Source organism: Thioclava sp. DLFJ4-1, assembly GCF_002020145.1.
GTDB classification, from domain to species: domain Bacteria; phylum Pseudomonadota; class Alphaproteobacteria; order Rhodobacterales; family Rhodobacteraceae; genus Thioclava; species Thioclava sediminum.
Map to the genome: position 1 here is coordinate 21,825 of NZ_MPZT01000005.1, position 13,297 is coordinate 35,121.

Annotated in this window: 14 protein-coding genes; 5 read left to right on the top strand and 9 right to left on the bottom strand. The window is 62.4% G+C overall.

The features are described 5' to 3' along the window. Window position 1 precedes the first annotated feature (1 nt). From BMI85_RS15365 to BMI85_RS15375, 3 genes are read left to right on the top strand one after another with little or no spacing between them, the layout of a single operon-like run. Window positions 2–439 (top strand): hypothetical protein, encoded by a 438-nt coding sequence (locus BMI85_RS15365; protein ID WP_078601905.1) that lies wholly within the window; start codon window positions 2–4, stop codon window positions 437–439. After that, a complete protein-coding gene (locus BMI85_RS15370) occupies window positions 432–1,157 on the top strand; it encodes an ATP-binding cassette domain-containing protein (RefSeq protein ID WP_078601906.1) in 726 nt (241 codons plus the stop codon). Before BMI85_RS15365 ends, BMI85_RS15370 begins: the two co-directional genes overlap by 8 nt. Next, window positions 1,154–1,930 (top strand): ABC transporter permease, encoded by a 777-nt coding sequence (locus BMI85_RS15375; RefSeq protein WP_078601907.1) that lies wholly within the window; start codon window positions 1,154–1,156, stop codon window positions 1,928–1,930. Before BMI85_RS15370 ends, BMI85_RS15375 begins: the two co-directional genes overlap by 4 nt. Here the strand turns inward: BMI85_RS15375 and BMI85_RS15380 are convergent. The 3 genes from BMI85_RS15380 to BMI85_RS15390 form a co-directional block, all read right to left on the bottom strand. Continuing rightward, the gene (locus BMI85_RS15380; protein ID WP_078601908.1) at window positions 1,903–2,514 is read right to left on the bottom strand and encodes an ATP-binding cassette domain-containing protein; all 612 of its coding nucleotides are present in this window, start codon (window positions 2,512–2,514) and stop codon (window positions 1,903–1,905) included. The genes BMI85_RS15375 and BMI85_RS15380 overlap by 28 nt on opposite strands. Next, window positions 2,511–3,122, bottom strand: a complete 612-nt coding sequence (locus BMI85_RS15385; RefSeq protein ID WP_348638980.1) for an ABC transporter permease subunit — start codon at window positions 3,120–3,122, stop codon at window positions 2,511–2,513. The genes BMI85_RS15380 and BMI85_RS15385 overlap by 4 nt, the downstream gene beginning before the upstream one ends. Before the next feature lie 222 nt (window positions 3,123–3,344). Next, the gene (locus BMI85_RS15390; protein WP_078601910.1) at window positions 3,345–4,322 is read right to left on the bottom strand and encodes an ABC transporter substrate-binding protein; all 978 of its coding nucleotides are present in this window, start codon (window positions 4,320–4,322) and stop codon (window positions 3,345–3,347) included. Between the two features lie 229 nt (window positions 4,323–4,551). On the opposite strand from BMI85_RS15390, the gene pedF reads away from it, so the two are divergent. Further along, window positions 4,552–5,211, top strand: a complete 660-nt coding sequence (gene pedF, locus BMI85_RS15395) for a cytochrome c-550 PedF (RefSeq protein ID WP_208607963.1) — start codon at window positions 4,552–4,554, stop codon at window positions 5,209–5,211. Continuing rightward, entirely contained in the window at window positions 5,208–6,119 is a 912-nt protein-coding gene (locus BMI85_RS15400) for a transporter substrate-binding domain-containing protein (RefSeq protein ID WP_246832575.1), read from the top strand. The genes pedF and BMI85_RS15400 overlap by 4 nt, the downstream gene beginning before the upstream one ends. A 32-nt stretch (window positions 6,120–6,151) precedes the next feature. Here the strand turns inward: BMI85_RS15400 and BMI85_RS15405 are convergent, their stop codons facing one another. From BMI85_RS15405 to BMI85_RS15430, 6 genes are all read right to left on the bottom strand, one after another. Beyond that, a complete protein-coding gene (locus BMI85_RS15405) occupies window positions 6,152–7,015 on the bottom strand; it encodes an FAD:protein FMN transferase (protein ID WP_078601911.1) in 864 nt (287 codons plus the stop codon). Beyond that, the gene (locus BMI85_RS15410; RefSeq protein WP_078601912.1) at window positions 7,012–9,090 is read right to left on the bottom strand and encodes a 4Fe-4S binding protein; all 2,079 of its coding nucleotides are present in this window, start codon (window positions 9,088–9,090) and stop codon (window positions 7,012–7,014) included. The genes BMI85_RS15405 and BMI85_RS15410 overlap by 4 nt, the downstream gene beginning before the upstream one ends. Before the next feature lie 95 nt (window positions 9,091–9,185). After that, entirely contained in the window at window positions 9,186–10,601 is a 1,416-nt protein-coding gene (gene hydA, locus BMI85_RS15415; protein WP_078601913.1) for a dihydropyrimidinase, read from the bottom strand. After that, window positions 10,601–11,854, bottom strand: a complete 1,254-nt coding sequence (locus BMI85_RS15420; protein WP_078601914.1) for a cysteine desulfurase-like protein — start codon at window positions 11,852–11,854, stop codon at window positions 10,601–10,603. Before BMI85_RS15420 ends, hydA begins: the two co-directional genes overlap by 1 nt. Window positions 11,855–11,874: 20 nt before the next feature. Next, window positions 11,875–12,612 carry an amino acid ABC transporter ATP-binding protein gene (locus BMI85_RS15425; RefSeq protein ID WP_078601915.1) on the bottom strand — a complete coding sequence of 246 codons (738 nt, stop codon included), beginning with the start codon at window positions 12,610–12,612 and terminating at the stop codon, window positions 11,875–11,877. Beyond that, window positions 12,609–13,283: an amino acid ABC transporter permease gene (locus tag BMI85_RS15430; RefSeq protein WP_078601916.1), complete on the bottom strand. Its 675-nt coding sequence runs from the start codon at window positions 13,281–13,283 to the stop codon at window positions 12,609–12,611. The genes BMI85_RS15425 and BMI85_RS15430 overlap by 4 nt, the downstream gene beginning before the upstream one ends. Between the last annotated feature and the right edge of the window lie 14 nt (window positions 13,284–13,297).

Sequence of the window (13,297 nt, forward strand, 5' to 3'; positions counted from 1 at the left end):
CATGTTTTCAAAAATTCTGAAAGTCAGTTTGATCGCCGCGCTCTGCGCCGGTCCCGCCTGGGCCGATGACGATGCGGCCCCGTTGGCGGGCCTTCTGTCGGGTCACAACAAGGAAGACCTCCCCGAAGTGACCCTCTCGGTGGGCGAGCCGCTGGGCGGCCCCTGGACGCTGCAATCGGGTAGATATTACGAGGTCGAGATCACCGCCGACGGGTCAGGCGAAATCGGGCTCGAAAGCGACGGCTTCTTTCGCGCGATCTGGGTCGACGAGGTGGTGATCCGCGGGCTGGAGGTCCGCCCGATGGGTCTTGCCTCCATCGAGTTCGACCGCGCAGGCACGATGGAGATCGGGTTCATCGCGATCAAGCCGGGGCGCTACGACCTGCACATACCCGGCTCGACCGGTGAGGATCAGCGTCTGGAGATCGAGATTGAGTGACGCGCCTGCCCTGCATGTTGCGGGTCTCAGCCATGACTGGGGTCGCAAACCCGCGCTGCGCGATGTGGGGTTCCGCGTCGAGAAGGGGCGCTTCTGCGCACTGCTTGGCCCCAACGGCGCAGGCAAATCGACGCTGATGTCGGTTTTGACCGGACTGATCCGGCCCGCCCCCGGCGTGGTCACGATCTCCGGTCACGACATGGCACGCGCCCGGCGCAAGGCGCTGGCTGAGATCGGCGTCGTCTTCCAGCAGCCGACGCTCGATCTCGATCGCTCGGTGCGCGCAAATCTACGCTATTTCGCAGCGCTACACGGGCTCGGCAGCAAACTCGCCGATCGTCGCATCTCGGAAGCGCTCGACCGTCTGGGCATGGCCGAACGTGCCGAAGAAAAACTACGCGCGCTTAATGGCGGGCACCGGCGCCGGATGGAGATCGCCCGCGCGCTGCTTCATCGGCCCCGGCTCCTTTTGCTCGACGAGCCGACGGTAGGTCTCGACGCGCCTGCCCGCAGCGCGATCACCGCCCATGTCCATCAACTCGCCCAAGACGGAATAGCCGTGCTCTGGGCCACCCATCTCGCCGATGAATTACGCCCGGAGGATCTGGTCGTGGTGCTACAGAAAGGTCAGGTGAAAGAGCAAGGCGACGTCCGGGGCTTGAGCAAGAACAGCCTCCTAGCTGACTGGTTCTCCCAGGCGATGGGCGAAACGGCATGAGCGCGCTCTCCGCCGCCTCCGCCATCGCCTCGCGCGAACTCGCTCGCTTCTTCACGCAACGCGAGCGGTTCCTCGCAGCTCTCGTGCGCCCGCTCGTCTGGCTCTTCATCTTCGCGGCGGGCTTTCGGGCGGCACTGGGCTTGTCGATCATTCCCCCCTACCGGACCTATATTTCCTATGAGACCTATATCCTGCCCGGTCTCTGCGCGATGATCTTGCTGTTCTCCGGAATGCAAAGTTCTCTCAGCCTCGTCCACGATCGCGAGAATGGTGCGATGAGGCTGATGCTGACAGCGCCTCTGCCGCGATGGTTCATGCTTGGCGCGAAACTGCTCGCCGGCGCGCTGGTCGGGATGGTGCAGGTCGCGGCCTTCCTTGCAATAGCGGCGCTCTTCGGATTGCGCGCACCGTCGACGGGATATGTGACCGTCGTCCCCGCGCTTTTGCTTGCGGCAATCATGTTGGGAGCGCTTGGCTTGCTCCTGTCCTCGCGCATCAGACAGCTGGAGAATTTCGCAGGGATCATGAACTTCGTGATCTTCCCGATGTTCTTCTGCTCTTCGGCACTCTACCCGATATGGAAAATACAGGAGAGCTCTCCGCTTCTCGCCAGGTTATGCGAGATCAATCCCTTCACCCAAGCAGTCGAATTGATCCGCTTCGCGCTCTACGGCCAGCTGAACCTCGCAGCTCTCGGTTGGACCGCATTGGCGAGCTTAGTGTTCTTCGCCGTTGCGATCTGGGGTTACGAACCCGCCCGCACCCGCTCTTGAACGAGCCGTGCCGGGCGTCCCTCGACCCGGGCAAACCGTGTGGCCAGCGCATCGAGTTCGCCTGCCGCATGGCTCGCAATCACCACCGCCGCATGGGTTTCCGCGATCAAGCCAGCGGTCAGTTCCAGCAGGCCTTCCACCCTCGCATCGTCAAGCGAGGCAAAGGGCTCGTCCATTAACAGCACATCGGGGCGCATCACGAAGGCCCGGGCCAGCCCCACGCGCCGCGCCTGACCGACCGAAATCTGCCCGGGCCAGTGATCCTCAAGGCCGGCCAGCCCGACCCGATCAAGCATCGCACGCGCCTGTGTCTCGGTGGCTGAAGTCGGCAGCGTCACATTGTCGATCACGCGGCGCCAAGGCATCAGCGTCGGGTTCTGAAACACCATTGCGCGGCGACCCTCCACTCTGAGGCTTCCCTCGAAGCGATGGTCGAGCCCAGCCAGCAGTCGCAACAGGGTTGTCTTGCCTGCACCTGACGCTCCCGATAGCCCCAGCACCTCGCCGCGCGCGACATCGAGCTTCATAGGTCCAAGCACAGGTATGCCACTGAAGGATTTCTCTGTCAGCTCCAGCCGGATCATCTTTGTCTCCAGCGTGCAGCGCGTCGCGCAAGCGGCGCAAGGAGACCCCATTCCACCGCGAGCATCACGGCGACGAAGGCAAGCGCATTCGCGAGCACACCCGCGATATCGAACATCTGAAAATCAAGATGAATGCGGAATCCGATCCCGTTGGATCGGCCGAGAAACTCGACGACAAGCACGATCTTCCAGATCAGTGCCAACCCCGCGCGCGCCGAAGCCATGATATGCGGCGCGAGCTGCGGGATCAAAATGTGGCGCAGCCGGGCGAACCAGCCCATGCAGTGAAGTCGCGCCATGTCCGACAGGTCGGTGTCGCGCGCCACCATCCCTTCGCGCAGCATCACCGCGACCATTGGGATCTTGTTCAGCGACACAGCCGCGATGGCCGCCCACTCATTCAGCCCGATCCAGAGATAGCAAAGCACGATGGTCACCAGCGCCGGAATATTCAGCGCGACCGTCAACCAGGGCCCAAACCAGCGATCCGCACGACGGCTGCCGCCAAGTGCAATCCCGATCGCCACGCCGAAGCCCATCGCCAGCCCGAAGGCTGCCGTCACCCGTGTGAGCGTGGCGCTCAGGTCTGGCCAAAGGTCACCGCTCACCAATGCCGTCCAGAGAGTCGGGAAAACTATCTGTGGTCCGGGAGCAAGCTGCGGATCGGCCAACCACCAAGCGAGACAGGCCCAGAGCAGAACGAGCGCCATGAGCGAGGCAACGACCACAGGAAGGTTGGGCCAGAGCCGGGCGCGGTTTCGCAGAGCGAAGCTGCGCCCGGTCTCCACGCCAGATCTCTTCCCTTGCGTGATCAAAATTGCGCCCATCGCTCAGTTCGTCAGGAATGTGCCCTCGGGCAGCGATGTCGCGCCGCCCACCAGCTTCTCACCGCCCAGTTTCGCCATGAGACGCAGCATCTTGTCGGCAGCCGCCTCATCGACCGGGCCGGGTGCCGGGACGCCAGCGAGCCATCCCGCCTTGAGCGCCGCGAATTGGGCGTTGCTTTTGGCATTCATGATCGGGCGAAGCCGCGCAAAGGCCTCGTCGTCGGTGGCGAGTTTTTCTTTGGCCGCACGCGAGGCGGCGACCAAACCCGAGGCTAGCTCCGGTTTCGACTCCACCAAGTCCCCCGACAGAACATAGCCGAGCAGCGGTGTCTCAGGAGAGAGACCAAGCGCGCGCGCGGCATCGCCGACGCTCACCAATTCGCGCATCCCTGCGGCTTCCATCTTCGCACCGAAATGCCAGAAATTGATCGCGCCATCGACTTCGCCCGAAAGCGCCGCTTTCATGATAAGGGGCGGCGCGCCGAAAACCTGCTCGGTCTTGCCCGCCAGATCAAAGCCATCGGCCTGCTCGGCATAGGCCCGCAGTATGAGCCAACTCTTGTCGAGCGGCCCGCCTGCGATGCCGATTTTCTTTCCGTCGAGATCGGCCAGCGTTTTTGCCGGACTGTCCTGAGCGACCAAAAGCCCGCCCACTGCTTTCGAATAAGGAATGAAGCGGTAATCTTCGCCCGTTGCGCGCATCCGCGCGACCCAGAACCAGTCGGTTACGATGGCATCGACCGCCCCGCCCTGCAGCATGATATCGGAGCCCGACTTCCCTGCGACGGGGACCACCTCGAGAGTGAAGCCGTTCTCTCGGTCCAGACCGTAGTGCTTGATCGTGTCCAGCTCCCAATTCACGGTTCCGCCTTCGAGCGCGGCCACCTTCAGCACTGGCAGGTCCGCCGCCCATGCGCTTGCACTCATTGCGAGAGCTGCAATCGCCGCGCCCGCTGCGCGGCTCAATCCGTCAAAAGCCATCTGTTCCTCCCATCTGCGCCCCCGCCGCTCCTCCGGCGATCACGCATTTGCGACCACAGTATCAGGTCGCGACGGCGCGCCTATTCGACCAAAGGACAATGCCCCTTCCCGCCAGCGGGACCGCGATTGATACCAAGGTCGAATGGTGGCCCGACGCAGCCTCGCGTTATCCAGAAGACAAGCGAGATCTTTTTGGGAGGTTTAGATGCTCTACACCCGTAAGGGCCTGATGGCCGCGCTTCTGGCGCTGGCACTTGCGCCGGTTACCGCCTTTTCGCATGGCGACGTGACCCCACAGCCCGTCAACACCGATGCCCTGCCCGACGTTGGCGAGGAATGGCTCAGCGAGAACCCCTATCGCGCCGCGGCGGCCGGTGATGAGGTGTGGGCCAAGGCCGTCCAGATCGGCGACAGCGGCTTCAATCAGAACTGTGCGCGCTGCCACGGGCTGGGTGCGGTTTCGGGCGGTCTGGCGCCGGACCTGCGCTATCTCGAAGCCGAGGAATATGGCGACGAATGGTTTGTTGAACGCTTCCGCCATGGGATGACCCAGAACGGGACCACCAAGATGCCCGCCTTCGGGGAAATCCTCGGTCAGAAAGCAGCCTGGGCAATCCGCACCTATATCGAGACGCGACCTGACGATGGTGCATTGGAGCCCTACTCGGATGAGCTTCACAAGATCCGCGATCAGCTTGCCGCAGGAGAGGCCGACGTCCCCACCGTGATTGCGACGCTCGAGGATATCTCCGGCAAGGTCGATACCGCTTCCGGAGCACCTGTCGCCGACAGCGCTGCGTCCCGCGCAGCACATGAGCTGGAGAAGGATCCGAGCAAGCAGAAGGAAGCGGCGGATATGCTTTCGATCGGCATATCGGCTGCGGAATGATGAGCGTCATCGCACAGGCCCGCGCGGGGCTTGGCGTGCTGGCATTTCTGGGCGGGATGGTCGGAGCCATTCCCGCCTTTGCCGCATGCGAAGGCGTGGCCCCAGAACAGAAATTGCAGAATACCTCGCCACAGGATATCGGGCGCGATCTCGATAGGATTGCCACGGACGGCTATATCGAATTCGCTGTCTATGACGACTATGCGCCCTGGTCCTTCGAGAACGCCGGAAAAGCCGAAGGGATCGATATCGAGATCGGCAAGATTATCGCGGGAGCTCTGGGCGTCGAGCCGCGCTTCCGGCTCGTCTCCGCAGGTGAAACGCTTGACGCCGATTTGCGCAATTATGTCTACAAGGGCGCTGTCGTAAATGGCCGCGTCTCCGACGTGATGCTGCATGTTCCTTATGATGTGGATTACGCCTGTCGCTTCGATCAGGTCGTTTTCACCGGCATTTACGGCGAGGAACATATCGCCATCGCCTATGACGCCGCGAGCTATCCCGATAAGGGGCCGACCCCGGCGGTCTTCCGTTATGATCCTATCGGTGTCGAGAATGACTCGATTTCCGATTTCTACATGACCGACGTAACCCGTGGACCTTCGGCGGACAAGGTGCATCGCTACCGCAATACCGTGCTCGCGATGAAGGCACTGGCCGATCACGAGGTGATGGCGGTGATGGGCCCGCGTGCCGAGCTGGAAGCCGCGCTTGCGCCCGGCACCGACATCCACGAACCGCCGCTCGGATTGACGCGCTCGAAATGGGCGATCGGCGTGGCGCTCTCGATGCAGCATCGTCGTCTTGGCTATGCGGTCGATGACGCGATCGCAGCTGCGCTGGAAGACGGGCGGATCGCCAAGGCCTTTGCCGATTACGGCGTGGGATTCACCCCACCGACGCGGTGATCTGCGCGTTCGGGCCGCTTTCGATCTCGCGATCAGAGCGGCCCGTAATTCCCATCGAAATCCACCAGATGGACGGCATCGAGGCCAAGACGGGCCGCGCTACGTGCGATCTCGTCGCGCTCCATAAGCACGAATGCAGTCGAGGCCGCATCTGCGAGCGCCGCGCTCTTTGCCTCGACCGTAACCGTTGACCAGCGCGGGAGCTGCCCTTGGGGCCCCAGGATATGCGAGCCACCCGGCAAAGCGAGCGCTCCCGGCGACGAGGTCGCCATCGCCCGCCCGTCGCGCAGCTGCAGGCGCGCAAGCAATCCAGCGCTTGGATCCAACACCCCAAGATCGAACGGACCGCCGATCGCCGCGAACTCGCCCATGTCGACCAGCACGTCGGAATAGCCCCGCGCAACCAAGAGGTCCCGGACACGGTCAGCCGCATATCCCTGCACGATCCCGTTCAACGTCAGGGCTTGCCCCGGTCCGAGTCGAATGTCCGCCGCAACTCTTACGGTCTCAAAGCCGATTTTCGCACGCAGCGAAGCGCCGCTATTGCCATTTGCCAAGGCATCCCAAAGCGGCTGCACCGTAGGATCGAACGCGCCCAACGTCGCCAGATGCACCCGTCGCGAGAGCGCGAGAACCTCCGACATCGCAGCAGACGGTCGGCAGCGGCCTGTCGCGTTGAGGCGCGTCAATTCGCTTTCGCGATACAAGGAGAACGTGTTCTCGATCTCTTGAATTTCGTCCCGGATCGCGCGCATGTCCTGCCGGTTCCTGACCCCGCCCCTGAGATCGAGCGCGATCTCGGCACCAAATGCCTGTCCAGTCCAGGTCCCTGCCTGCGCGCGGGCTCCGGCACATAGCGCCGCCGCCGAAATTTGCAGGAAACGGCGCCGTTTCATTCTGCTGCCTCCCTCAGGCCGGGGCCGCGTTTTCCCTTTTTCGCGGCTAGCACGAGAGGCACGCAAAGCTTTGGATCGTCATGAATTTTCACGCAATCGAGGCATTGGAAACACTCTGAATACCGTATCTGGCCGGTCTTTGCGATTGCCCCGTAATTGCATCGCACCTTGCACAGCTGACACGGCGAGCCGCAGTCGGCCCGACGCGGGATCCAGCTTCGCAGTCGTAAGAGGCCGCCGAGCCGCATCGCGGCCCCCAAGGGGCAGACGGAGCGGCAAAACCCCTTGAACCAGACCATCGAGACCGCGATCCACCCCGCCGCCCAGAGCACATAGGGCCAGGGTCTGGCGAAATGGGTGGTGATAGCAGTCTTGAAAGGTTCGACCTCGACGGCTTTCTCGATGTGATCGGGCGTGACAAGTGCAATGCCGGTCAGCACAGCCAACGCCACCGGCCCGGTCCAAAGGAGCGCTCGGGCAAGTGACCGTGGCGGCTCCCATTTCGGCAAGTTCAGGAAGCGTCCGATGTGATGCGCGAATTCCTGAATTGCCCCGTAAGGGCAAAGCCAGCCGCAGAAAAATCCGCGCCCCCACAGGAGGAAACCGAGGATCGCCGCCGCCCAGATCAGAAGCGAGAACGGGTCATAGAGGAGCACCTCGAGCGAGCCGTTCCCGGTGAGCGCCCGGATCACCGCGATGGGCGTCACGATAGAGAGTTGCCCCTGCCCCCAATAACCGACGAAGCCGATCGTGATCGCGAGAATCGCAAGCCGCACCGGGGTAAAAAGCCTGAGCGCCGCAAGCCGCGATTGCAGCAGCAGCGCCCCAAACAGCAGCACGAGGAACCCGCTGAGAACCCACAAATCCGTTGCCCGATTGCGAAGCGCCTCACGCCATGGCGGCAAGGCCTCCGGCACTTGCGGGAAAACGAAGAACCGCTCGGGTGTCTTCATCGTGAGACTGAATTTCGCCTCTCCCGCTTCGGGCTGAAACATCCCATGTAGACGAACCGCCTGCGCGGTCAGCTCCCAATCGCGGGAGGGATCGAAACCGAGACGGCGATCCAGCCGGACCACCATCTTCGTCGCGTCCTCAAGCGTCGCCGGGGCATCTTTGGCCAGTTGCGCCAGAATGTCCGCATCGCGCAGCGCCAGCGGCAATCCATCTTGCTGCGCAGAGATCCGATCCGGTGCCGTGTTCCGGACGAAGTCTTCGCTCACCAGCCCCTGTCGGCCGGCCTCGATGAGCAGATAGAGCTCGTCATCCGGCGCACGAGACAGGAAGCGTCGCGTTTCGGCATAGGTCTCGGGAGAAAGCGCAGCTTTTGCAATCGAGCCCGGGCCGAGGTCGATAGCATAGAGATCGAGATAAAGCCCGTTCGGGTCGCTATCGACCGTCGCATCATCGGCGGCCCATTTCGTATTGTCGAACGCCGCGTCTTCCTCTGCGTTCGTGACGCGGAGCCGCCCCACCAGTCCCGCCTCGATAAGGCCTTGCCAGTCAAGCTGCTCGCGATGGTCTGGATCAGGCTTCGGCGGCGGACCGGATTGGATTCCCTTCATCTTCTCACGCGCCACCGCGAGCGTCGCCGCCAAGATTGATTCATGCGCGATCCGCACGCTCGCGGTCGCCTTGGTCACACCATCGAGATAAACGAGATCCGAGCCCGACCCGGCACCGCCATAAGGCGTGCCGACGACGATCGGCTCGTTGATGGAGTGGCCGCGATACTGTTCGAGAAATTCCCGAAATGGCGCTTCTCCCAGCCCAGACACGAAAACCGGTTCGTGTTGACTGATCAGTTTCACGTCTATGAAGCGCCCTTCCAGATCGAGCATGACCAGCATGTTGATCGGTTTGCCGGAAAAACCCGGCAACGGCGCCAATTCGCCGGTCTCAAAGACATAACCCGCCTCGCCGCCCCCGGAATTGCGGAGCTGCCAGACGCCCTTTTCATTGATTTCATCGCCCACCGCATAAGGCGCAACGACGATATCGGCCACCTGCTCGCGCGACAGGCTCGCCGCGAAAGCGGGCAACGCCAGAAAGAACCATAGGATGAGCGCGCGCAACATGCGGCGAGTCTAACGATCAGATGGCGCGGCGATATTCGACCTTCGTAGCGAGACGATGAGGTTCCGGTTGCGCTCGGCGCGGCAAGCTCAACCGTCTACCAGGCCGAACTGGTCGCTCGCGACAGATACCGCCCGGTCCTGCCTTGCTCTAGAACCTCTCCGCCGGCGGCGATTGTCTTGCCGCGCAGGATCGTGCGGACCGGCCAGCCTTCAATCTCCATGCCCTCATAGGGCGTGTAATCGGCACCGTGGTTCAGGGTCACTTGAGAAATAACCGCTTTACGTTCCGGATCCCAAAGCGTGATATCGGCATCGGCGCCGATCACGAGCGCGCCTTTTTGCGGGTATAGGCCATAGAGCTTGGCAGGGTTGGTCGAGGTGAGCGCCACAAAACGCTCGATGCTGATCCGCCCCTTTCGCACCCCCTCCGAGAACAGGATCGGCAGCCGCGTCTCCACGCCTGGGATGCCGTTGGGCACCCATTTGAACGAGGTGCGCGCGCGGGGATTGTCCTTGCCGGTCTCGTTGGCGCCCTCGAAATAGAATGGGCAGTGATCGGAGGAAAAGACATCGAAGGTGCCGTCGCGCAGCCCCTCCCAGATCGCGTCTTGGCTGTCTGTGTCGCGCGGCGGCGGCGAGCAGACATATTTCGCGCCCTCGAAATCCATGTTCAGCCCTTTGAGATCGTCTCGGGTCAGGACGATGTATTGCGGGCAGGTTTCGGCGAAGACCTTCATGCCGCGCTTCTTCGCCCATTGGATCTGCTCCATCGGGTCGCGGCCCGAGACATGCACGATCATCACCGGCACGTCAGTCAGCTGCGCGTGGCTTATCGCGCGATGGGTCGCCTCGCGCTCGGCGATCTGGTGATGCGCCAAAGCGTGGTAATAGGGCGCGGTTTTTCCTTCTTCCTCGAGCCTGCGGGTCATGTGCTTGATCGCATCGTGGCCTTCGGCATGGACCATCACCAGCGCGCGCTCGCGCCGGGCCACGTCGAAGACTTCGAGAAGCTCCGCGTCGTTCAGCACCAGATCGTCATACGTCATGAAGACCTTGAACGAGCTGTAGCCGTCGCGCACGAGCGCCGGGAGTTCCTGCCCCAGAACCTGCGGCGTCGGGTCGGATACGATCAGATGAAAAGAGACATCCGTATAGCACGCGCCTTCGGCCTTCTCGTGATAGGCCGTCAGACATTCCCGCAGAGAGCTGCCTTTGACCTGCAGCGCGAAAGGCAAAACCGTGGTATTGCCCCCCGCCGCCGCCGACCGAGTTCCCGTCAGGAAATCATCGGCCATCACCGTGCCATCCGAGGTGGGCTGCGCGAGATGGACATGCGCATCGATCCCGCCCGGCAGCACCATCAGACCGGTCGCGTCGATCTCTTCGCGCGCATCCGTGATCTCCGCCGCGATTTCGACGATCTTGCCGTCACGAATGCCCAGATCGGCGCGGAACTGATCCGAGGCGGTCACCAGCGTGCCGCCCCGGATCGCGAGATCGCAACCAGCCATCACGACGCCATCCGCATCTGGGAGGTGATACTCGCAAGCGCCTCGGTCAGCGCGTCGACCTGCGCCACCGAATTGTAATGAACCATCGAGACGCGCAGGCAGCCGCTCTGCCCGGTTTCATTCAGATCCTCGACCAGACGACGCGAATGGAAGTCGCCAAAGCGGATAGCGATGCCGAACGTGTCCATCTCGCGGGCCACCATCTCCGAGTTCAGATCGTCGAACTTGAAGGCGATCGTGGGAACCCGCCCTTCCTCCATCGCGCGTCCGATTATTCGGCAGTCGTTTCGCGCCTCAAGCCAGGAAATCAGGCGACCGGTCAAGACATCCTCCTGTCGGGAGATACCCGTAAAGGCTGCCTCAAGGCGCACCCGATCACTGCCCTCGCCGCCCAGATGGGTGCCGAGAGCGATCAGGTAATCGACGACGCCGACGGTGCTGTAGGCCAGCTCGTAATTCGGGTTGCCAGGCTCGAGCTTGCCCGGGATTTTGTCCTTGCCATAGAAATAGTGATACTGTCCGTCGAGCTCGCCAAGCAGATCATATTTGCCATACATGATCGCCATATGCGGCCCATAGCACTTGTAGATGCTGAAGATGTAGTAATCGACATCCCAGTCCTGCACGTCGATCGCGCGATGCGGTGCATAGGCGACCCCGTCAACGCAGATGCGCGCGCCGCGCTCATGCACGAAGGCCGCGAACTCCTTCACCGGGTTGATCGAGCCGAGAATGTTCGAGACGTGATGAATGCAGACGAGCTTGGTGCGCGGGCTCATCAACGGCTCGAGATCCTCGAGACGCATCGACATCGACGCCTGATCGAGCGGCCAGTTCTTGATGACGATCCCGAATTCGCGCAGCGCATCCCACGGCCCAATATTGGACTCGTGATCCGCATGACTGACGATGATCTCGTCACCGGGCTGCAACTGGCCGCGCATGGCCGAGGCGAGCGTGCGCACGAGTTGCGTGGTCGAGGGGCCAAAAACGATCTCTTCGGGGCGCGCGGCATTGACGAGGGTCTTCGCGGCTTCGCGCCCCATCATCAGCCCTTCGGCCGCCTCTTTGGAGATCGCGTAACTACCACCGGTCTGCACGTTGCGATGGATCAGGAACTCGCTGATCTTGTCGACCGCGCCCTGAACGATCTGGCTCCCGCCCGCATTGTCGAAAAATACCCAATCGGCGGCGAGCCCCGGAAAATGTCCCCGAACGAAGTCGAGATCGATCGCGTCCTGCGCTGTGTTCATCTTGCTATCCTACTCTTTGATCAATGGCTCAGCACAGCGCTGAGAAAATTCTGTGTGCGGACTTCACGCGGCGCGCCAAGCACCTGTTCGGGCGTGCCGGTCTCAATGACCTCGCCCCCATCCATGAAGATCACCCGGTCGGCGACCTGACGGGCGAAGCCCATCTCATGCGTGACAACGATCATCGTGACACCGGTGCCGGCGAGCGACTTCATCACATCGAGCACCTCGCCCACCATCTCGGGATCGAGCGCCGAGGTCGGCTCGTCGAAGAGTAGCACCTGTGGCTCCATTGCGAGCGCCCGGGCGATTGCCACCCGCTGTTGCTGCCCGCCCGAAAGCTGGCCCGGATACTTCTCCGCCTGCTCGACGATGCCGACCCGGCGCAAAAGGCTCTCAGCCTGCGTCGCGGCATCGGCGCGGGAGGTGCGACGCACGCGGCGCGGTGCCAACATCACGTTCTCGCGGACGGTGAGATGCGGGAAGAGATTGAAGCTCTGGAACACCATACCGACTTCGGCGCGCACCTTCGCCAAGGCCCGCCCCGGAAGAACCGGAATGCCATCGACGCGAATTTCGCTCGCGCGGTCGAAATCCTCCAAGCGGTTGATGCAGCGGATCAGCGTTGACTTGCCCGACCCCGAGGGGCCGATCACGCAGACAACCTCTCCTTTTTCGATCTCCAGATTGATCCCGCGCAGCGCTTCGTAAGTGCCGTAATGCTTGCGCAGATCGCGGATGCTCACATAGCCCGTCATACGCGCCTCCCGGAATTGAAACGGTTTTCCAGACGCGACACCAGCAGCACCGCCGGCCAGAGGAAAACGATATAGATCAGCGCGGCGCCGATCAGCGGCGAGGGGTTCGCCGCGAGCGCCTGCGCCTGTGTCGCCTGTTTCAGAAGGTCCGGCATCGCGACCACGGAGGCGAGCGCGGTGTCCTTCATCACGTTGATCGAATTGTTGGTCAGCGGCGGTATCACGATCCTGATCGCCTGCGGCAAGATCACGTCGACCATCGTCTGGCGGTGGCTCAGGCCCAGCGCCTCGGAGGCTTCGAATTGCCCGTTCGGGATCGCCTCGATACCGGCACGGAAAATCTCGGCCGTATAGGCGCCCGACACCAGGGTCAGCGCCGTCATCGCCGAGGCGAAGGAAGACAGGCGGACGCCAAGGAACGGCAATGCGTAATAAACGACGATCAGCAGCACCAGAAGCGGGATCGAGCGGAAGACGTCGATATAGATCTTCGTCAGAATTCGCACCGGCGCGACCCCATAAAGCCGCAGCATCGAGAGAAACAGGCCGAGGATCAGCCCCGCGACGATGCTCGCTACGCCCAGCTGCAGCGTCAGCCATAGACCGCTGAGCAGCATTGGCAGGCTTCGGCTCAGCACATCGGCGTTGAGGAAGGTATCAAGGAAGGTCATAGGTGTCTTTCGGG